Raw genomic sequence first — 21655 nt, forward strand, 5'->3', positions numbered from 1 at the left:
CCGATTTGGGGCGAGGGGGCGGGCGCGGGCGCGGGCGCGGGCGAGGGGGCGGGCGAGGGCGGGGGCCGGGGGGGGCCGATGCACGGCGGGCGGGGGTTTGGGGCGTCGTCCACAGCGCAGCGGGTTATCCACAGAGCGCGGTGATGGGTTAGCGCGGGTGCGGTGAGCGACTGCAGTGTTCGCCGCCATGGACCTTTACTCGCAGGCGGCCGTATTGCCCTGGCGCATCCCGATCGACCAGCAGCCGCGCAGCTATCGCCAACTCCTGAGGGCTGGGATGTCCGCGGGAGCGATCAGTTGGCGCTCAAACAGGGGGCGAATTCAGCGGCTGTACCACGACAGGTACGTCCTCGGTCCGGCCTTGCCCGGCCTGTGGGGTCGCGCTCAAGCGGCATTGATGGACAGCCCTGATGCGGTGCTGGGCTTCCATACCGCCGCCCGTCTGCACGGTTTCGGCGTTGCGCCGACCGACACGATCCACCTGCTCACGCTTGCGGGAAGCGCCTTCCCGCAGCGGCAGGGGGTTACCGCGCACCAGACGGTGCTGCCTATTGGTTGCCCCGTTCACATCGTCGGCCTTCCGTGTGCGAGCGCGGCACGGGTCGCCGTAGACCTCGCTCGTACGCTTTCCCGATTCGACGCCTTGCCGGTCCTGGACGCCGCGCTCTTCGCTGGCGCGGTCACCCCGGAGGAACTGGTCATCGAGGTCGGCAAGCACGACCGCCTACGCGGTGTGCGCCAGGCACGTGAGCTGGTTGCGGTTGCGGACGGACGGGCGGAATGCAGGCAGGAGACCCAACTCCGGCTCCTCCTGGTGGACGCCGGCATCCGGGATTACATACCCCAACTACCGGTACGCGATTGCACCGGTCGCGTACGGTGCCGCCTTGACCTCGGCGATCCGCACCGCATGATCGCGGCCGAGTACGACGGGTCCTCCCACCTGAGCCGTCAACGGCTGCGACAGGACCGCTGGCGCCACAACTGGTTGGAGCAGCAAGGTTGGGCGATGCGCTACTTCACCTCGGCAGACCTCTACCACTCCCCCGACAAGATCCTCTCTACGCTGACCGCCGCCCGTCGATCTAGGGCACATTGGCGCCCGGGAAGATCGAGTAACGGCGATACGCCCTAGATCGACGCGCAGAGCGGGCGCGACGCGCAGGGCGGTGGGGCGCGCGGGGGCGCGACGCGCAGAGGGGGTGGGGCGCGCAGGGTGGATTAGCGGAAGAAGGCGCGGAGCACGGCAGCGGTCTCGTCCTCCAGGACGCCGCCGTAGACCTCGGGGCGGTGGTTGAGCCGGCGGTCACGCAGCACGTCCCAGAGCGAGCCGGCCGCGCCGGTCTTCGGCTCCCAGGCACCGAAGACCACGGTCGAGACCCGGGCCAGCACCAGCGCACCCGCGCACATGGTGCACGGCTCCAGGGTGACCACCAGGGTGCAGCCGTCCAGCCGCCACCGGCCGGCCCGCTCGGCGCCCCGGCGCAACGCCAGTACCTCGGCGTGCCCGGTGGGGTCGCCGGTCAGCTCCCGCTCGTTGCGCCCGATCGCCAGCTCGGTGCCGTCCGGCCCGTAGAGCACCGCGCCCACCGGAATGTCGTCGATGGCCGACCCGTCGGCGGCGGCGGGAACGACGGGGCTGCTGACGGCGACCTCCAGGGCCCGGCGCATCCACAGCTCGTGCCGCTGCCGTCGACCGATCGACCCCGATCCCGACCCCGATGCGGATCCGGTGGGATCAGACCTCACGCAGCTCCTCGACCTCGTCGACGCAGCCGAGCACCTCACAGATCTCGGCGGTCACGTCGGCGGGCAGCATCCCTTCGTGGGCGCAGAGGGCCAGCAGCTTCTGCGCGGAGATGCCGAGGTTGGCCAGGAGGTCGGCGTCACCCACCGGGTCGGCCTCCGGATCGACGGCCGGCTGCTCGCTCTCCTCGTCGGTGCTGGCCGCCGGGCGCGGCTCGTCGACGTCGTCGAGCCCGGTGACCGAGGTCTTCAGGTCACCGACCAGCAGCGAACCCAGCCGGGACTCCTCGGCGAACGCGGAGTCCGACCCGAACACCCGCAGGTCCTCGCCCTCATCGAGGCGCAGCACCACCAGATACGCGTCGTCCGCCTCGACGAACAGCAGCGACACGTCCGCGTCCTGATCGACATCGCGCAGCCGATCAGCGACCTCGTCGATGTCGGTGGCGCCACGCAGGCTGACCTCGGCTGCGGTCCAGCCACTGTCGTCGCGCACCACGGCCGCAGCGAAGTACGACACGGTCCCCCCAAAAGCCCTCGGCACAGCGCCGACTCGTTACGCGTGCACGTTAGCCGGTCAGGTCGGCAGGCGACCGGTCAACGCCCCGAAGGGCCGGTCAATCCTGACAAAGTAGGATCAGCCTGCTACCCGACGGCGGGTGGCGATGAGCTGGCGCAGACGCTCGGTACGCAGCCGCTGCGGCCGGTCGCGCTGGCGTACCGCCCGGGCCCCCGCCAACTCGGCGAGAAGCTGCAGGCGACGGCGGCTTCGATCGGGGTCCAGCCGCGGGGTGGTCCAGGCCATAGTGCCGAGCGTGCCGAGTCTCGGCGGCCACGTCAAGACGGCGTTCGCTACGCAGCCAACCGGGCACGCGGCGCAGTCAACCGGCGCTCACCACAACGGCCAGTCACCACTGGTCGCCCAGCGGACGGCCACCGCAGCGGCGGCGATGCTCCAACCGCCGGCGGTCACGATGGCCACCCCGGTGGCCACCCCACGGTCGCCGTAGCGGACCAGCACCAGGGCGGTCAGCCAGGCCAGCAGGCCCGCCACCACGGTCCACCAGGCGTAGCTGCTCACGTCGGTGCCGAGCAGGCCGAACAGCAGCAGCCAAGCAGCCGCGGCGCCGCCGCCGGTGGCGACACCACCGGCGGTCACCCGGTGCGGTTCGCGGTAGGTGGGGCGGGTCGGCGGCCCGGACGGGAAGAGCCCCGACGGGGTACGCGAGACCACGGCCGCGGCGGCACCGGGATCCGGGACGGGGTCCGGTTGGGCAATCGCCACCGTCGCTGCCTCCCTCACGCGCGCCGCTCGTGCCCACCGTACCGGTCTGTCAGGATGACCGGATGCCGTCGCCGACGATCGGCCGCCGCGCGCGTCCGGCGTACCCGATTCTGTTGCTGCTCGTGCCGGTGCTGGCCGCCGGCTGCGCGACCACCCGGCCGGGGGTGCCGCCGGGCGGCACCGCGCCGACGCCACCGGCGGTCTGGGCGACCGGCGAGCAGCCGCCGGCATCGCCCGCCACCCCGGCCGCCACCAGCCCGGCCCGCCCGGCGCCGTCGTCGGCCGGGCCGTCGGCGACCGCACCCCGCGTCGGCCTGCGGCACGTCTTCCCGGTACGCGCCGACGATGTCGCCTATCACCCGACGCACGGGGCGTACCCGGCGACGGACATCTTCGCCGACTGCGGTGAGCCGGTCGTGGCGGTGACCGACGGGACGGTCACGGAGGTGAGTCGCACCGACAAGTACGAGAAGAGCGGCCCGCAGGGGCCGGACAACGGTGGCCTGTCGGTCGCCCTGCTCGGCGACGACGGCGTGCGTTACTACGGCTCGCACATGAGCGTCGTGTCCAGTGGCGTCAACGCCGGGGTCCGGGTGCGCGCCGGGCAGCAGCTCGGCAAGGTGGGCCGCACCGGCAACGCGAACAACGTCTGCCACCTGCACTTCGGGATCTCGCCGCCGTGCACCGGCAAGGACGGCTGGTGGATCCGGCGCGGGGTGCTCTGGCCGGCGCGCTACCTGGACTCGTGGCGACGTGGCGGCAATCGCGAACCGGCCGCCGAGGTGACCGCGTGGCAGCGCAAACACGGCTGTCCGAAGGCTCCCTGACCGGCCCCGCAGCGGCTAGGTTCGGTGGGATGAGCGCCCGGGACCCCATCGCCGACCTGCGCCGGATCGCGTTCCTGCTGGAACGTGCGAACGAGGCCACCTACCGGGTGCGCGCGTTCCGGTCCGCGGCGACGGCGTTGGCCGGCCTGCCGGCGGCCGAGCTGGCCGAGCGGGCCGCCAACGGCACACTCACCGAGCTTGCCGGGGTCGGTGACGTCACGGCCCGCTGCGTGGCCGAGTCGCTGGCCGGCGAGGAGCCGGTCTACCTGCGTCGGCTGGTGGCCACCGAGGGCAGCGACCTGGACGCCGAGGCGGCGGCGCTGCGTACGGCGCTGCGCGGCGACTGTCACACCCACTCGGACTGGTCCGATGGCGGCTCGCCCATCGAGGAGATGGCGCTGGCCGCTGTGGAGCTGGGTCACGAGTATCTGGTGCTGACCGACCACTCGCCCCGACTGACGGTAGCCCGAGGGCTGACCGCGGAACGGCTGCGCCGCCAGCTCGACCACGTGGCGCAGGTCAACGCGGCGCTGCCGGAGGGCTTCCGGATCCTCACCGGGATCGAGGTGGACATCCTCGCCGACGGCTCGCTTGACCAGGACGACGACCTGTTGGCGCGGCTCGACGTGGTGGTCGGGTCGGTGCACAGCGGTCTGAAGGACGAGCGGGCGAAGATGACCCGGCGGATGCTGACCGCGGTCGCCAATCCGCACCTGGACATCCTCGGCCACTGCACCGGCCGGATGGTGTCGTCCCGCCCGGCCGGTGTGACCGGGCCCGGCGACCGGGGGCACCGGGCCCGCACGCGGGCCGAGAGCGACTTCGACGCGGACGCGGTCTTCGCCGCCTGCGCGGAGCACGACACCGCCGTCGAGATCAACTCACGGCCGGAGCGGCAGGACCCGCCGAAGCGGCTGATCCGCCGCGCCCTGGAGGCCGGCTGCGACTTCGCGATCAACACGGACGCGCACGCGCCCGGTCAACTCGACTGGCAGCGGTTCGGCTGCGAACGGGCTGTCCGCTGCGGCGTTCCGGTCGACCGGGTGGTCAACACCTGGCCGGTGGAGCGACTGCTCACCTGGGCCGCCGACCGGTCCTGATCGGCGGGCCAGACGAGGGTCAGCCGCGGGTGGCCGGCTCGACCGCTGGCACCGCCGGGACGCCGATCGCCGGTCGGGCCCGTCGCCGACCGAACATGCCCTGCGCGACCGCGACGCCCAGCAGCACGATGAGCGCGCCGACCGGCTGGTGCCAGTTGAGCCGCTCGTCGAGCGCCAGTGCGCCGACCAGCACCGCGAAGAGCGGGATCAGGTACGTGACGGTGGAGGCGGTGCTCGCCCCGGCCAACCGGATGTTGCGCATGTTGATCACGAAGGCGAGCCCGGTGCCGAGCGCGCCCAGCGTCAACACGCTGGCCACCACCTTCAGTGACAACTCGGTGGGCAGCGGCGGCAGACCCGCGACGAACGGGGTGACGATCGCCAGTTGCGCGCCGGCGAGCAACAGCTGCGCCGCGGACAGCGACAGCCCGGAGTGGGCGCTGCCGGCGACGAACCGCTTCTGGTACGGGATGGCGACGCCGTAACAGGCCGCCGCGCCGAAACACATGAGCTGACCGGTGAAGTGGGCCCCACCGACCCCCTCCCAGACCCCCAGCACCACGAGCACGCCGAGGAAGCCCAGCCCGAGCCCGATCGCCCGGCGCACGGTCAGCCGCTCGGTGCGGAAGACCAGCACCGCCAGCGGCAGCACGATCAGTGGCGTGGTGGCGTTCCAGATGCCGGCCAGCATCGACTCGACCCGCTGCTCCCCGTACCCGAAGAGGGTGAACGGCACGGCCACGCCGAACGCGGCGACCACGGTCAGGTGTGCCCAGACCCGGGGCTCGCGGGGCAGCCGGTCGCGGAGCACCGCGAGCACCACAAGCAGGGTCAACGCCCCGGTGGTGACCCGGTAGAGGGTGAGCTGGACCGGGTGCAGCTCGGCCACCCCGACCTTGATGAACAGGAAACTGGAACCCCAGATCGCGGCAAGTGCGACGAAACCTGGGAGCCAGGCGCGCAGCGGCGCCTTGTCAGGGGTGATATCGGCAGTCACCCCTGACACTCTGCCGGAGTGGTCCGACAAAATCGCGCGACTTTCGGACACCGCGCAACCGCCGCCCAACACGCCAAACGTCGTCGACAGCGAGGTGGGGTGGTCACGTAGGGTCGCACTGTGGGACGAATCGATGAACTCGCCAACCGCTACGTGGCCGACTGGGCACCGTTGAGCCCGACTGGCGCGACCTATGTCGGCATCGCCGGCTACGACGACCAGCTCGACGACCTGTCACCCGAGGGTTATCGAGCACGCGCCGAGCTGACCCGCCGGACCCTCGCCGACCTCGAGGTGTCCGAGCCGGACACCGAGGCGGAACGGACCGCCAAGGAGGCCATGCAGGAACGGCTCGGCCTCGACCTGGCCCGGTACGAGGCGGGCGAGGCGACCAGCGAGGTCAACGTGATCGCCAGCGGGCTGCACGACATCCGCATGGTGTTCGACCTGATGCCGACCTCCGGCGCCGACGCGCAGGCCAACATCGCGGCCCGGCTCAAGGGCTTCGCCAGCGCCATGGAGGGCTACAAGGCCACGCTGCGCGAGGCGGTGGCGGCCGGCCATGTCAGCTCGAAGGTGCAGCTGGTCGAGGTGGCCAAGCAGTGCGACATCTGGGTCGACCCGACCGGGGACAACTTCTTCCACGGGCTGGTCGAGCGGCTGGGCGCGGACGGCACGCTCGGCGCGGAGCTGCGCCGTGGCGCGGCGGCGGCCACCGCGGCGACCGCCGAGTTCGGCCAGTTCCTGCGTACCGAGCTGGCCCCCCAGGGGCGGGACAAGCAGGCCGCCGGCCGAGAGCGCTACGAGCTCGCCTCGCAGTACTTCCTCGGCGCGAAGGTCGACCTGGACGAGACGTACGCCTGGGGCTTCGCGGAGCTGGCCCGCCTGGAGTCGGAGATGCGGGTCGTGGCTGGCCGTATCGCCGGTTCGGGCGCCAGCGTCGACGATGCCGTCCGGGCTCTCGACGCCGACCCGGCGCGCACCATCCAGGGCAAGGAGGCATTCCGGGACTGGATGCAGGCGCTCGCCGACAAGGCGATCAGCGAGCTGCACGGCACCCACTTCGACATCCCGGAGGAGGTCCGCCGGATCGAGTGCTGCCTCGCACCGACCAGCGACGGTGCCATCTACTACACCGGGCCGAGCGAGGACTTCTCCCGACCTGGTCGGATGTGGTGGGCGGTGCCGCAGGGCATCACCGACTTCTCCACCTGGCGCGAGGTGACCACGGTCTACCACGAGGGCGTGCCGGGTCACCACCTTCAGGTGGCGCAGACCGCGGTCCGTGCCGACCTGCTCAACCGCTGGCAGCGGCTGCTCTGCTGGGTCTCCGGGCACGGCGAGGGCTGGGCGCTCTACTCCGAGCGGCTGATGGACGAGCTGGGTTACCTGGAGGATCCGGGCGACAAGCTGGGCATGCTCGACGGGCAGGCGATGCGCGCGGCTCGCGTGATCGTCGACATCGGCATGCACCTGGAGCTGGAAATCCCGAAGGACAACCCGTTCGGCTTCCACCCCGGCGAGCGCTGGACGCCCGAGTTGGGCTGGGAGTTCATGCGGGCGCACTGCCGCGTGCCGGACGAGAACCTGCGCTTCGAGCTGAACCGCTACCTGGGCTGGCCGGGGCAGGCGCCGTCCTACAAGGTCGGTGAGCGGATCTGGCTCCAGGCCCGCGAGGACGCCAAGGCTCGCAAGGGTGCCGACTTCGACCTGCGCGAGTTCCACCGGCAGGCGTTGGATCTGGGTGCGCTGGGCCTCGACCCGCTGCGTCGGGCGCTGGCCCGGCTCTGAGCACCACCCGGACCGGTTCGGTCTCCGGGTGCCGGCGGCACCACGAACTGCCGGCACCCGGGGCCCGCGCTCAGCCGAGGCTCAGCGCCAGTGCCGGCCGGGCGGTCAGCGTGTCGCTGTTGACGTACGCCAGATCGATGGCCGGTTCGGTGAACGTGATCGGAATGGGCAGGGTGACCGGGATGCCCTCCGGCAACGGCAGGTCCGGGGTCAGAGTGACCTTGATCCCGAGCAGCCGGCCGACGAACCGGGTGGCGTAGAACGCCACGTTGCCGCGCACCGTCAGCTGGTTGGTCGCGTACCGCTGGCGGCGCCCCTCGGGCCCGTCGGCCTGCAGCAGGAAGTCGTCGGTCACCGCCTCGCGCATGCTGAACTTCAGCACCTTGAGGCTGCCCTTCGCGGACTCCAGCTCGGTGATCCCGTCGAACCGCAGCCCGGTCATGGTCACCTTGGACCCGGTGAGCTTGGACGGCGTCTGCGCGACCCTCGGTAGGTTGGGGTCGGCGGCGATGCGCGGCAGCAGCTTGCCCGGTTCGGCCTTGCCGGGCGTCGGCGAGCCGGGCCGACTCGGGGTCGGGCAGGTGCCGGGACGGTTCGCGGGCGGGCGGGTCGGCGTGCCGGTCGGCTGCGTCGAGGGCTTGGTGGTCGGGCTCACCGACGGTGTCGGGGTGCTCGTGCGATGTCCACCGGTGAGCAGGTCACCGATTCCCTTGAGGAAATCGGTGATCGGGTTGCCGCCCGAGGACCGGCTCGGTTGCGGGGTCGGGCTGGCCGTCGGCGTCGCCGTGCCACGAGTGGGCGACGGGGTGGCAGGCCGGGACGGGGTGGGACAGTCGGTCGCGGCGGGCCGGCCCGGCGCGGCCTGTACGGGGCGGGGCTGAACGGCCAGTCCGGTCGCGGAGAGACCGAGCACCACCAGGGCGACGACGAAGGCGCGAGGGTCGGTGGAACGGCCCGGCCCTTCCGGCGGCGAGCTGGCCTCGGCGGTCGGACGCTCCATCGGCTCGTCGACGCCAGCGTCCACAGTCCGGCCCTGCTCACTACCTGGCTGCTCGGCGTCGACCTGCTCGCTTGCGAGCGGCTCGCTGTCAGGCTGCTCGCTGTCGACCTGCTCTGACGGTGGCACGGGACGGATCGGCGTCCAGGCGAAGGCGAGCGCACTGCCGACCAGGCCGAGCAGCAGGCCGACGAAGAAGCCGCCGAGGTTGAGCCCGATCAGCGAGTAGACCGTGGTGACGGCCGCGACCACCGAGTAGAACAGTCGCTGCGCCGGGCTGAGCCAGAGCAGCACACCGCAGGTCACCAGGATGATCGGGATCAGCAGCGAGAGCAGTCCGGTGGCTCCGCTGTGGAAGCTCAGGCCGTTGATCGTCATCCGGGTGGAGGCGAACATCTCCACCCCGGCCAGGGCGGTGAACAGGCCACCCCAGAACGGCCTGCTCCGCTGCCAGCGGCGGAAACTTCGCCAGGCCTGTGCCAGACCGCTGGGCCGGGCGTGGGACGGGTTCGCGGTTGTCACGTACTCCTCCTGGCGGAGTGGGGGCGGGAACCGGGACGGGGCCCGCGGTGGTCGACCACCGCGGGCCTCGACTCACCTCAGAAGCACTCCTTGCCCTTGGCGTCATCGCCCACGTTGACCTTCAACCGGAGCCCCACGAGGTTGAAGCTGGCGGCGGTGGTGTACCGGGACACCTGCTGAAGATTGGTGATGGTGACGTGTTCGGAGTTCTGGCCGAACGAACCCTTCTGCGCCGTCGGGTTCAGGTCGGTGGCGTCCCGGCCGATCTGGATGTTGGTGAACGTCGCGTTGCCGCCCAGCGAGTCCATGGCGATCAGCAGGTCCTTGGCGTGGGCGGGCTCCTTGCCCTCACCCGCGTTGATGGTGAGCACCACCGGCAGGCCCGGCAGGTCGGCGCGGACGGACTGACAGAGGCTGTACAGGTCCGCGCTGCTGATCTCGGAGAGGGCGATCGGGTGGACCTCGCCGGGCTTGCCGTCCTTGCCCTTCTCCCGGACGATGCCGCCGTACTGCTTGAAACCGTCCCCCTCGAGGCGGTCGGCGCCGATCTTGAACGTCTGCCCGGACACGGTGATGTCGGAGGCGATGGCGCCGGTCGACATCCCGAAGAGGATGGCGCCGGTGGCGGCCGTGGCGGGCACCAGCATGGCCGCGAACCTGCGCCACCGGGTACGGCCCTGGTTGTCGATCCGATCCTGCACGGGTTCCTCCTCGGATGGATGCGTGCGGTGGCCGGTCGCGGCCCGGCGGCCCCGCATCGGGCCCGTCGCCTGTTACCGGCTGGTAACGATCGGGTTTGATGGTGCACCCGCTGAGGCGCAGCTCACAACCCCCTCATTACTCGGCGGTAACAGGAGGGCGACCGAGCGAGCTCACCACGTCACGGTGCGTCGAGTTTGCCGTGGCCAGAGCGGCCTGATGCGGCACCAAAAACTGGCATAAGCCGCGCGCATGCAACGGAGAGTAACGAGTCCATCGACCGATTACAATAAGGTAACGGCTGTAAAGTGCGCAGGTCGTGACCCCGGACGGACCGAGGGGCGGACCGCACTGCGGCCCGCCCCTCGGTCATGCTTCCGGTCGTACGCGCGTCAGCGCTTCTCCACCTCGTCCTGGGACGGGCGCTGGGTCGGCACCGTCGGGTCCTCGGACTTCCAGTTCGTCGAGGCGGGCGGGATCTCGTCGGTCAGCGGACCGCCCTTGCGCTCGGGCTCGGCGTCCCGCACCGCGGGCTGGTCCACCCGGGTCGGCGTCGGGTCCGCCGCAGGGACCGGGGTGTCCGCCCGGTGACGCGCGTCGGTCGCCGGTACGGCCCCGGTGCGGCGGGACACCAGCAGGCCGGCGACGATGAGCAGCAGGCCCAGCACGGCCACTCCGATCGGCGCGTACACGCCGAGGATGGTGAGCTGGCCGCGGCTCTCGTTGGCCCGCTTCACCGACGCCTTGACGGTGGCGTCGTTGTAGACGAAGTCGGCGTTCAGCAGGGAGACCGGGGTGCCGACGTCCGGCACCAGGGACTTGCTCTGCACCTCTCGCACCTTGACGTACGACCCGGTGACCGGGTCGACCCAGAGCGTCCGGGTGTTGCTGTAGACGACCTTGCCCTGGGTCGCGCCCGGGGTGAGTGCGCCCACCAGCAGGGCGACCCGGTCGGTGGCCAGGTTCAGCTGCTGATCGGTGATCACCTGCTCGAACCGGTACGCCTCGAGCCCGTCGACGTCCTCGGTGCCCTTGAACTCGGCCGGCAACGCCTTCCGCAGATCGCGGTCGAAGACGTCGTAGCTCCGCTTCTCGGTGTTGAAGGGGAACTTGTAGACCTGGCCGGCGTACGTCACCTTCTCCCGGGTGCCGGTGTCGTCGAGGTACTGACCGTCCCAGTTCGCCGCCGCGCCGGAGACCCGGTCCAGCGCCAACGCGGTGCCGTACGCGTTGACCAGCTCCTTGGTCTCCGTCCGGTCGACGGTCTGACCGACCGTCCAGACCACGGTGTCGCCCTCGAGGTCGCCGCTGAGCTTCGCGGTCTCCTCGCGGTTGGGCGTGACCAGGACGGTGGACTTGAGGTCGCCCTGCCGGATCGCGATGTTGCCGTTGGTGATGTGGAGGAAGGTGGCACCCTTCGCCTCGGCGACCGAGGTCGAGGCTTCCAGATCGTAGGGCAGCTTGGTCATCGCGGGCTTGACGACGAACACCAATCCGGCGGCCAACGCCAGGAGCAGTACGCCGCCACCGAACAGCACGGCACCTATGGCGCGGTGCTTCATGTTTCCTCCCTGGAGGAGCTAATTTCCCGCTATCGATCAGTGATGTGGCCGCGAGGTTACTACTTGGTCACATAGCAAGGCGACCCCCGGTCAGCTCTGTTTTTCCGCCACGCCGCCCGGTACGGGGGCGATCCGCCGCAGGACGAGCACGAAGTTCCACGCCACGACCTCCCGGACGCCGGGCACCCGGACCACCCAGCGGCCCCACCACGGGTGGTAGCGCGGCAGCGCCTCCAGGATCTCGACGTCGCCGTTGGCCCGGGCCCAGCGCAGCGCGTCCGAGATGGAGACCGGAAAGAGCGTCTCGCGGTAGCGGTTCTTCGGGGGCCGACCCATCTTTCGCTGGTAGCGCCGGCGGGCACGCTCGCCGCCGAGGTAGTGCCAGGGCGCCGTCTCGTGCCCACCCCACGGCGACAGCCACGGGGTGAACGACACGAAGAGCACACCACCCGGCCGGGTCACCCGGACCATCTCGTCCAGCATCCGAGGCGGCTCGGAGACGTGTTCCAACACGTTCGAGGAGAACGCGACGTCCACACTCGCGGACCGCACCGGCAGGGCGGTGCCGCTGCCCCGCAGCATCCCGGCGACGGACTCCCCGGCGGCGGAGAAGTCGCCGACGTCCGGGTCGAGACCCACGTACCGGGCACCGGCGCCACGGAAGGCGGCGGCGAAGTACCCGGGACCACCGCCCACGTCGAGCACGGTCCGCCCATCGAGCGCGGCGTAGCCGGAGACCTGACGTACCGAGTCGGCGGCCAGCAGGCTGTAGAAGTGGTCCGGGTCGGTCTGCTCGACCAGGAACGCCCGGAACAGCGCCACCGAACGGCTCAGGGTGGCGAACCGTCGCATGGCCGCCCGACCGGCCACCACGTCGTCTGCTGTGGTCATCGCGTCATCGTCCCGTCCTCGTCCTGAAGTTTCGTCCCGGGCGCCGGGATCACCGCCGCGGCGACCGCGCCGACGGCGACCAGCATCGCGGCCTGCACCCAGGGGCCGTACGCCCACTCCTGCCCGTGGTCCTGCAGGCGGCCCGCCACGGCGGTCACCGTGGCGACCGTCAGCCCTCCGAGCACCACCACCGGCAACGCCCGCCGGGCGAGCTGCCGCAGCAGCATCGCGGCCAGCACGATGGCCACCGGCAGGACCCCGCCCAGCGCGGCGAGCAGCACCACCAGCAGGATGCCGATCGCCCAGGCCGGGCCCTCCGCCGGAAGCGTCCCGTCCACCTCGACACGACGGCGGACCGGCCACACGCCGAGCAGCAGCACCGCGAGCGCGCAGAACGCGCCGGCCGCCAGAGCACCCCGGTACGTCCGGTCCGGCGCGAAGACCAGCCGGACCTCGGCAGCGTCACCGGCCGGGAGCACCCACGCCTGCTGCCAGCCGTCCACCCGGGTCTTGGTCAGCGGTCGACCGTCCACGGTCGCGGTCCAGCCCGCGTTGGCGTTCTCCGGCACCGCGAGCAACGCCTCGCCCCCGGGCGCCACCCGGACCCGTCGGTCGGTCGGGTTCCAGTCGAGCACCGTCACGTCGCGGTGTCGGGGCGCCGGCACCGCCGCCTCCGGACGCAGCGTGGCGTCCTGCACCACGAAGCCGGCGGACGGCACGGTCGCCAGCTGGTGCCCGCCGGCCGGGAGGTCCACCGAGGCCCCGGTGGAGCCACAGATCCGGACGGGTGCGGGCCTTCCGGCCAGCAGGTCGGCGAGGGTGGTCGACACCGCCGTCTGGTAGCGGTAGCCGTCGAGTTCCACGGCCGGCCCGGTACCGCACGGCTCGGCGACCGGGGTACCACCGGCGACCGGGCGAAGCAGCTCCTTCAGTGCCGGTATCTCCACCTCGGCGATCCCGGCGGTGGCGGTCCAGCCGTTGCCGCGGCGGTCGGCGATCCGCGCGGCGGTCTCCCGGACCACGATCTCGATCTGGTCCGTTCGGACGGCCGGGAAGCGCACCGTGCCGTCCGCGCCGACCGGCAGCACCTGGCTGCGCCCCGGGGTCCGCACCTCGACCTGGGTGGGCGGCGAACCCACCGGCACCTCCGCGGGCCGGAGCCGCACCTCGGCGATGCGTCGCTGCCCGTGCCACTGCAACCGCAGCGTGGGGCGGAGATCGCCGATGTCGGCCAGCCAGGCCGTCCCCGGGTCGCCGTCGACGGCCGCGTACCCGGCGACGGCCGGATCACCGGTCAGGTACGAGGAGACGGTGGCCGCCACCGGAACCCCGGTCAGGGTGAGTTGACCGCCCGGCCGGGGCACGGCGGTGAGCGCCAGCCGGTAGCTGCCCGGCGTGGTGCTGCGGAACACCCGGTCGATGCCGAGCGGTTCCTCTCCGGCGCGGGCCAGGAAGCGGTCACACCGCACGACCGACCCGGCCGCCGGCGTCGCGTCCGAACCGGCCCCCGGGGCGGGGGTCGGGAAGCAGGCAGGTCGGTCGGCCGGGCCTCGGCTGAACGACCAGGCCACCAGCCCGTTGAACCCGGTGGGCAGGTCGTTCGGCGTCCGGAGCGCCCGACGCGCGGTGGTGCCGGGGATGGTCAGTTCCCGGATGCCGACCCCGCCGTCGCGCCGTTCACCGGCGACCGCCAGCACCGTGACCCGCACCCGGCTGGTGGACCCGGGCAACGTGTAGTACGAGTGTCCGCCCAGCGTGTCGGCCACCTCGTGCTCCACGGAGCCCCGGTCGGTGGTGATCCGGAACCGGGTCACTGGCCAACCGACCCCGAGGTCGTCGACGAACGCCAGCGACACCGTGTCCACCGCGCGCGGAGTGTCCAGGTCCACCTGGAGCCACTGACCGACCGGCCCGGCGAGCGGTGCCGAGTGCCAAGCGGTCGCGTACTCGCCGTCCAGGGCCGCGAACGGCAGGTGCGACGGGTCGGCTGCGGCGAGATTGTCCACGAAGCTGGTCGCCGTGCTGGCGCTGACCTCCCGTACCCCCTGGTAGGTGGCGACCGTCTGGTGCCGCTTACCGGGGAACGGCAGCAGGTCGAGGGCGACGCGGCCCTGTCGGCCCGACTCGGCGGCGGTCAGCGTCTGGCTGACGTTGTCCCGTACCCGGCCGATGTCGCGTTCGCGGCGGCGCAGCCCGTCGGTGACGATCCACCGCTCGTCCCCGACCTCGGTGCGGTCGCCGGCCAGCACCACCGGCCGGTCCCGCTCCACCAATCCCTGCTCGAGCAGCGGCAGCAGCGACTCCGGGCCACCGCTGACCGTCGGCACGTCGTCGGTGAGCACCGCCGAGGCGACCGGCACGGGGCGCTGCACCTCGTACACCTCGATGGCCGGCACCGGGCCGGCGTCGTCGTCCACCGGGCTACCCGGCGTGCCGCCGGTGGCGGTGGTGCTGCCGAAGGCCGCCACCCGCGCTACGCCCGGCGACCCGGCCAGCGCCCGGCGCAGCAGCGCGACCGGCGGGGCGTCCACCTGGCTCCGGTCGACGTCGTTGCGCAGCAGCACGTGCCGGAAGCCCGAACGGGCCAGGAAGTCAGCCAGCCCGGCCGAGCCCCGACCACCGGCGAGGACGGTCTCGACGGTGTCCATCACCCGGGTGTTGCCGGCCGAGCCGAGCGGGATCTGGTTGCGCACCGCCCAGGGCGCTCCCGCGAGCGCCTGGAGCGGCTCGTCGACCGTCCGCCCCCACTCGTACTGGCCGAAGCCGGACCCGGGCACCATCAGCGTCCGGGCCAGCGCGTCCCGGTCGGCCAGCCAGGTGGGCGCCGACCGCCAGGGCGGCGGCACGTCCGATTAGCCCCGCCCCGGCCGCCGTTGGCCCAGCCAGGCCGGAGCGGCCGCGCCCAGGACCAACAGCAGCACCGGTACGAGCACCACCGGCCGCAGCCGTATGTCGGGACGCCGCCGCGCGGCGGCGGTGTGCAGCCGGGTGACGACCGCGTCCACGCCGTGCGCGAAGCCGAGCATCAGCGGCAGCCGCAGCACCGGGTCCAGCTTGTGCACGTTCCGGAAGGGAGCCAGTGGACCGTCCAGCAGTTCCCGGACCGGCCCCGAGAGCGGGCTGTCCAGGCTGCCGACGTAGCCCATGGTGAGCAGGGTCAGCCCGGCCACGAAACCGAGGACCAGGAAGCGCCGCTCGGGCAGGAGGTTGCCGGCCAACCCGGCCAGGCCGATCAGCGCGACCAGCGCGGTCAGCGTCATCAGCACCGGGTGGTCGATCAGCAGCCAACCCGCCGGCCACCACGGATCACCCTGGACGATGTACGCCACCCACTGGTTGGTGCCCCGGACGGCCTGGAAGAGCGAGGCCACGGCGGTGGTCGTGGTGGACGACTCGATGTAGTCCAGGAACGGCAGGCTGTACTCGCCGAGCAGCAGCAGCGGCACGATCCACCACAGGCAGACCGCCACGACACCGAGACACCACCAGCCGACCAGGCGCAGGTGCGCCCGATCCCAGCGGCGGGTGAGCAGCCAGACTCCGGGCAGCAGCAGGGCCAGCAGGACCACCGCCGCGTTGATCCCACCCATGCAGAGCACGGCCAACGCGGAGAGCGCCGCGGCCCGACGTGGCGAGCCGATCCGGCGGACCTGCACGAGCGGCAGCAGCACCCACGGCAGCAGCGCCGCGGCGAGCGTCTCCGAGGAGAGCGCACCGATCTCGGTGAGCATCCGGGGGGCCAGCGCGTAGCCGAGCGCCGCCGCGTACCGGGTCGGTTCGGTGCCGATCCCGAACGCCCGGGCCAGCCGGAGCAGCCCGTAGAACGCGACCGTCAGCAGGAGCGCCGTCCAGGCCCGCTGCGTGATCCACACCGGTACGCCCAGCAGTTGCCCACCGGCGAAGAACGGGCCCATCGGGAAGAGGTAGCCGTACGCCTGGTTCTGCAGCTCGCCGGAGGTCGCCTCCGGGTTCCACAGGTGCAGGGCGCGGGTCAGGAAGTGGATCGGGTTCGCGGCCAGGTCGAGCTTGGTGTCGAAGGTGACCTGGCCGGGCCGCTGCCCGAAGGCGATCACGGTGAGCAGCAGCAGCGACAGCACGGTGCCGGGCGCCTCGCGTACCGCCCGGAGGATCCGGATCATCGGCGGCAGTCCGGGGGCAGACAGCTCAGGTCGGCGAGCGCGGAGAAGAAGATCTGCCGGATGCCACTGGGCTGTTCGGTGCGGAACACCTGCCCACCGGTCACCGTGGCGATCGCGGTCAGCTCGTCCGGGTCGACGTCCCGGCCCAACCCGATGAAGACGATCGGCAGCGGCCGGCGGGGGTCCTGCAACCGGGTGAGCTCGGCGAGGAACTTCGACCGGCCGATGCTCTCGTCGTCCTCGTTCCGCCCGTCGGTCATGACCAGCACCAGGTTGATCCGGCCGGGCGTCCAGTGCTGCCGGGCGTCCCGGTACGCGGCGAGCGTCGCGTCGTACAGCCCGGTGCCGCCGCCGGCCTTGACCCTGACGTTGGCCAGCCGGTCGGCCAGGCGGGCCCGCTGGACGCGCAGCGGTGCGACGGGCAGGACCTCCCGGTAGTCGCGGTCCCCGTCCACCTTTGTGGAGAACACCCAGATCCCCAGCTCACTGTTGTCCAGGAGCAGACCGGCACCTTCCCGGGCGGCCTTGACGGTCGCCGCGAGTCGGGTCTCACCGGTGCCAGGCACCCGCGCGTCCATCGAACCGGAGACGTCGATGACGGTGAGGATCCGGGCGCTGCGCTGCACACCGCTCCAGTTGTTGAGCACCTCGGTGACCGCCTCCTCCGCGGGCAACGGCACCGGCTGGCGCTCCTCCGCCCGCAGCCGGCCGTCGTTCGGAATGGCCGGCGGGAAGCCCGCCGCCGTCCGGAAACCGAACCCGAGCAGCGCGTCCCGGGACTCGACCGTGAGCAGGTTGGCCAGGAAGCTCACGGCGGCCTCCCGGACGTGGCCCCGGGCGACGGGCAGCACCACGTACGGCAGGTCCAGCGACGGAACCCCGACTTCCGGGTACGCCGCGACCAGCTTGTTCGACCCGGCCAGCGCGTTGTGCTCGAGCACCGCCTGCTCGCTGGCGGCCACGGCGGTCGCCCCACCGGGCAGCCGGCCGCCGGGTGCCAGCGTGCCCGCGCCCTCGCTGGCGGGGAACGTCTTACCCGCGAGCCGACGCAGCGCCGCCGCCAGCGCACCAGCGGGTTCCCGCTCACCGGCGGCCAGGGCGCGCACACCGAACAGCGCCGCGACCCCGGCCGGATCGGCCGCCGGATCCGGCACCCCCACCGGGGCCGGCCGAGCCTTCGGCCCGACCAGCGATGCCCAGGTCACCGGCTTCGCTGGCCACCCCGAGCGACGCGCGGCCGACTCGGTCACCGCGAGCACCACCGGCGTGCTCGCCACCGACGTGCCTTCGGCGGGCACCTCGAAGGCACCCCCGGCCCGGGCCCGGCGCAGCCAGAACGTGGATTCCGGCAGCCAGGCGTCGGCGACGTCCGCCGCGTTGGCCAACTCCCCGGCCACGGCGGCGGACTCCCGGGCCTGCACGTCGATCGACACGCACGGTTGCCGGCCGATACTCGCCCGCACGATCCGATCCAGGGCCGGCGCGATCACCGGCGCGGCGGCCACCCGCAGCCGGACCCGCTCGGCGCACTCCGGCACACCCCGGTCCGCTCGCACGTACGCCACGGCGGCCCAACCACCCAGCAGCAGCACCAGGGCCGCGCTGAGCAGCACCACCGGGGAGCGACGGAAGAGGGCGCGCACCGGCGCGAGTCCGTCGCGCAGCACCGCCGGTCACCTCCTCGTCGCGTACCGGCGCGTCCGAGCGCAGGTCGAAGTCCATTGCGCCCGCCGGGCGGCGCCACCCGGACGCCAGCCACCACACACGGTTGCGGTGCACACCCTGCCAAGGTTTTCCGCCGCCGGCAAACCCCCGATCGACGAGCGGTTATCCGATCTTCGCTGCCGATGCGACCCATTGCGCCCGCGGGTGGGGCCGCCCTAGGGTGGCGCGATCGTGCTCACTTACTCACCGGTAGGAGCAGCGTGGACAAGTCCGCCACCCCCGCACGCCACGTCGTGTTCCTCAACTGGCGCGACACCACCAACCCGGAGGGCGGCGGTTCCGAGGTCTACCTCGAGCGGATCGCCGCCGAACTGGTCGCCGTCGGCCACCGGGTCACCCTGCTCTGCGCCGCGCACCGCAACGCCAGCCCGGCGGAGACCAACGCCGACGGCGTACGCATTCTGCGCCGAGGTTCCCGGCACACCGTCTACGCCCGGGCGGCGTTGACCTGTCTCGCCGGCCGCTTCGGTCTGGGCCCGCTCAGCCGGCGTCACCTGGGGCGACCCGACCTGGTGGTCGACGTCTGCAACGGTGTGCCGTTCTTCGCGCCGCTGTACGCCGGCCGACCGGTGATCGCGCTGGTGCACCACGTGCACCGGGAGCAGTGGCCGGTCGTCTTCGGCCCGTGGATGGCCCGGCTGGGTTGGTGGATCGAGTCCTGGCTGGCCGTCCGGCTCTACCGCCGCTGCCGGTACGTCACCGTCTCCGAGGCCAGTCGCGCCGAGTTGGCCGAGCTGGGGGTGGCCGCCGAGCGGATCGACGTGGTCCCGAACGGCACACCCCCGGTGACCGGCCCGTCGTTGCCGCGCACCCCACACCCGTCGCTGCTGGTGCTGGGTCGCCTGGTCCCGCACAAGCGGGTGGAGATCGCGCTGCGCACCGTCGCCGAGCTGGTCGGCGAGCTGCCCGACCTGGAGCTGGTGGTCGCCGGCCAGGGCTGGTGGGAGCAACCGCTGCGGGAGCTGTGCGACTCGCTCGGCATCGCCGACCGCGTCCGGTTCACCGGCTTCATCAGTGAGGAGGAGAAGCACGTCGTGCTCTCCTCGGCCTGGGTGGCGCTCACCCCGTCGCTCAAGGAGGGCTGGGGGCTCATCATCGTCGAGGCCGCCGCGCGCAGCACCCCGACGGTGGCCTTCCGCTACGCCGGCGGAGTCGCCGAGGCGATGGTCGACACCGAGACCGGCCTGCTCGTGGACGATGAGGCCGAGTTCACGGCCCAGGTCCGTGAACTGCTCGCCGACGACGTACGGCGCAAGACGATGGGTGAGGCGGCCCTGCTGCACGCGGCCCGCTTCACCTGGACCGCGACCGGAGCCCGCTTCGCGCAGTTGGTGGCCCAGACGACCAGCCGGGCCCGCTGACCCCCAGCACGACGAAAGGGCGCCCGCCGATCGCGGGCGCCCTTTCGTTTCGGGCTTAGCGCGTGCCGTACAGCGGAGGCTCGGCGCCCTGCTCACCACTGACGTTGGTGGTGGCAGCCTCCTTGGCGGACGGGCTGAGCACATTCGCCAGACCGACGCTACCAAGCAGGCCGAGCACGACCCCGAGTACACCGACGGCGACGAACGCGGGCAGGTTCCTCATCCACCTTCTCCTTCCGCGGGACTCGCGTGCCGGGACGCTACCACGCGGTAGCACGCCCCCGCAGCGGCCGAAAATCCGATGCCCAACACCACCGCTCCGGCCAACAGGTGGGCCAACCCGACCGGACCGGGTCGCCGCGGCGCCGGCGGTGCGGACCAGCTCGGATTCTGGTACAGGGTCAGCTCGGGTCCATCGTGGACAACCCGCAGTCCGGCCAGCGTCGCCGGTGGCAGTGGCGGCCCGGCCGCCCTCTGCACCAGCACCCAACGCGAGCCGGCCACCGACACCGGCGCACCGGCGGCGAGGAGGTCCCGGACCCGCGCGGCACGCGGGTCCTCACCGGCCACCGCCAGCCCACCCACCCGCAGGGTGTCGTCGATCAGCACGGGCACGCCGAGGTACCGGGGCGCCGGGTCGATCACCACCTGGCCGCCGTTCCACGCGTACCGCTGGTACTCCTGGAACGGCAGGGAGATCACCTCACCGGGCCGCTGCTCGACCAACCGGGACACCGCGGTCCAGTCCGCGGGCCAGCCCACCGGCCGCAGCCGGCCCGCCCCGCCGAAGGCCAGGTCGGGTAGGAGCATCACCGGCAGCAGCGCGGCACCGACCAGCAGCACCCGGCCGGTGACCGGGTCGAAGCGGGCCGTCAGCCGGTCGGCGAGGCGTTCCGCGCCGAGCGCGCCGCCCACCGCCAGGACCAGCGCATACGGCAGGAGCAGCTTCTGGCCGTCCCGGACCAGGCCCGCGCCGGGCACGGTCGCGACCAACCAGCCGAGCAGATCCGCGCCGCCGGGCAGCGCGCCGAGCGCCGCCACGAGCCACGAAGCGACGGCGAGCGGGCCGAGCCGGCCGGCCACCGCCGCGGGCCAGCGCCGGCGCAGCAGCGGTACGCCGTACGCGGCCACGGCCACCACCAGCACGGTCACCAGCGGCACCAGCGGTACGCCCCGAGAAGCCGGCGTGGTCTGCCCGTTCCAGATGCCCCCGGTGCCGGCGAGCGCCACCAGCGGACCAGCCCAGTTCTCCCCTCGAGCCGCGAAGGCCAGCACACCGCTCGGGTCCGACCTCCCGCTGCCCCTGCTGGCGAACCCGGCCACCAGCCACGGCGTGTTGAGCAGCACCGTCGCGCCGAGCGCGGTCGAAACCGACCTGGCCGCCCCCGCATACCGTCCGGGCAGCAGCACCGCGATCGCCACCAGCGCGAGCACACCGCCGGTCGGCGTGATCGCGGATGCCGCCGCGGCGAGCAGCAGCCTCGGCAGCGCACCGGGCACTCCCGTCCGTACCCCGATCACCGCCCGGACCAGCCAGGGCAGCGCCGCGTACGCGACCAGCAGTCCCCATTGGCCGACGAGCAGTCGCTCGGCCAGGTAGGGCGTCCAGGCGTACCCGAGGGCGGCCACCACCCGGACCGCGAGCCGGTCGGTCGGCACCAGTCGGGCCGCGCCGAGCGCCGCCAGGTAGAGGATCGCCACCAGCACCAGCCGTTGCAGCAACCAGCCCGGCACCACCTGGTTGGCCAGCGCCACCACGGCGTCCTGCGGGACGGCCCGGGGCAGCGCCGAGGCTGGAGCGATCACCTCCCAGCCCAACGCCTGCCGGGGCACGAAGACCATGTCGTAGCGGAGCACGTACCCGGGGAGCAGCAGTGGCGCGAGGACCACCGCCGCCACGGCGGCGGCCACGCCGTGCGGAACGAGCCGTTCGCGCATCCCCTCGACCCCACCCCGTCCGGTGCGACCACCCGTCGCGCTGGTGGCGGCCACTGTACGCGGAGACCCCCGTCG

18 protein-coding genes and 1 pseudogene are annotated in these 21655 nt (G+C 72.5%); 5 read left to right on the forward strand and 14 right to left on the reverse strand.

What is annotated here, in order from left to right; genetic code table 11:
* The first annotated feature begins 187 nt into the window (after window positions 1-187).
* On the forward strand, window positions 188-1135 hold the full coding sequence (locus tag V6V47_RS30860) for a hypothetical protein (RefSeq protein ID WP_334632050.1): 948 nt from the start codon (window positions 188-190) through the stop codon (window positions 1133-1135).
* Between the two features lie 86 nt (window positions 1136-1221).
* On the opposite strand, the gene V6V47_RS30865 is transcribed toward V6V47_RS30860, so the two are convergent.
* The 4 genes from V6V47_RS30865 to V6V47_RS30880 form a co-directional block, all read right to left on the reverse strand.
* Window positions 1222-1671 (reverse strand): nucleoside deaminase, encoded by a 450-nt coding sequence (locus tag V6V47_RS30865; protein ID WP_334632051.1) that lies wholly within the window; start codon window positions 1669-1671, stop codon window positions 1222-1224.
* 67 nt (window positions 1672-1738) lie between these two features.
* Complete coding sequence (locus tag V6V47_RS30870; protein WP_334632052.1) at window positions 1739-2266, reverse strand: tRNA adenosine deaminase-associated protein; 528 nt, start codon at window positions 2264-2266, stop codon at window positions 1739-1741.
* 117 nt (window positions 2267-2383) lie between these two features.
* Window positions 2384-2551 carry a hypothetical protein gene (locus tag V6V47_RS30875; RefSeq protein WP_334632053.1) on the reverse strand — a complete coding sequence of 56 codons (168 nt, stop codon included), beginning with the start codon at window positions 2549-2551 and terminating at the stop codon, window positions 2384-2386.
* An 87-nt stretch (window positions 2552-2638) separates the two neighbouring features.
* Window positions 2639-2980, reverse strand: coding sequence for a hypothetical protein (locus tag V6V47_RS30880; RefSeq protein ID WP_334632072.1), 342 nt, complete (start codon window positions 2978-2980; stop codon window positions 2639-2641).
* A 113-nt stretch (window positions 2981-3093) separates the two neighbouring features.
* Between V6V47_RS30880 and V6V47_RS30885 the strand changes: the two genes are divergently transcribed.
* Together V6V47_RS30885 and V6V47_RS30890 are read left to right on the forward strand one after the other, a co-directional pair.
* Window positions 3094-3858 carry a M23 family metallopeptidase gene (locus tag V6V47_RS30885; protein WP_334632054.1) on the forward strand — a complete coding sequence of 255 codons (765 nt, stop codon included), beginning with the start codon at window positions 3094-3096 and terminating at the stop codon, window positions 3856-3858.
* A 29-nt stretch (window positions 3859-3887) separates the two neighbouring features.
* Window positions 3888-4958 (forward strand): PHP domain-containing protein, encoded by a 1071-nt coding sequence (locus V6V47_RS30890; RefSeq protein WP_334632055.1) that lies wholly within the window; start codon window positions 3888-3890, stop codon window positions 4956-4958.
* Window positions 4959-4977: 19 nt separating this feature from the next.
* Here the strand turns inward: V6V47_RS30890 and V6V47_RS30895 are convergent, their stop codons facing one another.
* Entirely contained in the window at window positions 4978-5955 is a 978-nt protein-coding gene (locus tag V6V47_RS30895) for a DMT family transporter (RefSeq protein WP_334632056.1), read from the reverse strand.
* 120 nt (window positions 5956-6075) lie between these two features.
* Between V6V47_RS30895 and V6V47_RS30900 the strand changes: the two genes are divergently transcribed.
* On the forward strand, window positions 6076-7746 hold the full coding sequence (locus tag V6V47_RS30900) for a DUF885 domain-containing protein (RefSeq protein WP_334632058.1): 1671 nt from the start codon (window positions 6076-6078) through the stop codon (window positions 7744-7746).
* 70 nt (window positions 7747-7816) lie between these two features.
* On the opposite strand, the gene V6V47_RS30905 is transcribed toward V6V47_RS30900, so the two are convergent.
* The 7 genes and pseudogenes from V6V47_RS30905 to V6V47_RS30935 form a co-directional block, all read right to left on the reverse strand.
* The gene (locus V6V47_RS30905) at window positions 7817-9265 is read right to left on the reverse strand and encodes a DUF6114 domain-containing protein (RefSeq protein WP_334632059.1); all 1449 of its coding nucleotides are present in this window, start codon (window positions 9263-9265) and stop codon (window positions 7817-7819) included.
* A 77-nt stretch (window positions 9266-9342) separates the two neighbouring features.
* Window positions 9343-9966, reverse strand: coding sequence for a DUF6230 family protein (locus V6V47_RS30910; RefSeq protein WP_334632060.1), 624 nt, complete (start codon window positions 9964-9966; stop codon window positions 9343-9345).
* 390 nt (window positions 9967-10356) lie between these two features.
* Window positions 10357-11526: a DUF3068 domain-containing protein gene (locus V6V47_RS30915; protein WP_334632061.1), complete on the reverse strand. Its 1170-nt coding sequence runs from the start codon at window positions 11524-11526 to the stop codon at window positions 10357-10359.
* Between the two features lie 90 nt (window positions 11527-11616).
* A complete protein-coding gene (locus V6V47_RS30920; protein WP_334632062.1) occupies window positions 11617-12417 on the reverse strand; it encodes a class I SAM-dependent methyltransferase in 801 nt (266 codons plus the stop codon).
* A complete protein-coding gene (locus V6V47_RS30925; RefSeq protein WP_334632074.1) occupies window positions 12414-14423 on the reverse strand; it encodes a discoidin domain-containing protein in 2010 nt (669 codons plus the stop codon). Before V6V47_RS30925 ends, V6V47_RS30920 begins: the two co-directional genes overlap by 4 nt.
* A gap of 156 nt (window positions 14424-14579) precedes the next feature.
* Window positions 14580-16556: pseudogene (locus V6V47_RS30930) on the reverse strand (DUF3367 domain-containing protein); the annotation flags it as partial.
* Window positions 16553-18223: a substrate-binding domain-containing protein gene (locus V6V47_RS30935; protein WP_334632063.1), complete on the reverse strand. Its 1671-nt coding sequence runs from the start codon at window positions 18221-18223 to the stop codon at window positions 16553-16555. The pseudogene V6V47_RS30930 and the gene V6V47_RS30935, both read right to left, overlap by 4 nt.
* A 258-nt stretch (window positions 18224-18481) precedes the next feature.
* On the opposite strand from V6V47_RS30935, the gene V6V47_RS30940 reads away from it, so the two are divergent.
* Window positions 18482-19642 carry a glycosyltransferase family 4 protein gene (locus V6V47_RS30940; protein WP_334632064.1) on the forward strand — a complete coding sequence of 387 codons (1161 nt, stop codon included), beginning with the start codon at window positions 18482-18484 and terminating at the stop codon, window positions 19640-19642.
* A 55-nt stretch (window positions 19643-19697) separates the two neighbouring features.
* On the opposite strand, the gene V6V47_RS30945 is transcribed toward V6V47_RS30940, so the two are convergent.
* Both V6V47_RS30945 and V6V47_RS30950 read right to left on the reverse strand, forming a co-directional pair.
* Window positions 19698-19865 carry a hypothetical protein gene (locus V6V47_RS30945; protein ID WP_334632065.1) on the reverse strand — a complete coding sequence of 56 codons (168 nt, stop codon included), beginning with the start codon at window positions 19863-19865 and terminating at the stop codon, window positions 19698-19700.
* Entirely contained in the window at window positions 19862-21580 is a 1719-nt protein-coding gene (locus tag V6V47_RS30950) for a hypothetical protein (protein WP_334632067.1), read from the reverse strand. Before V6V47_RS30950 ends, V6V47_RS30945 begins: the two co-directional genes overlap by 4 nt.
* Window positions 21581-21655 lie beyond the last annotated feature (75 nt).

The organism is Micromonospora sp. CPCC 205539 (genome assembly GCF_036906815.1).
Lineage (GTDB): Bacteria > Actinomycetota > Actinomycetes > Mycobacteriales > Micromonosporaceae > Micromonospora.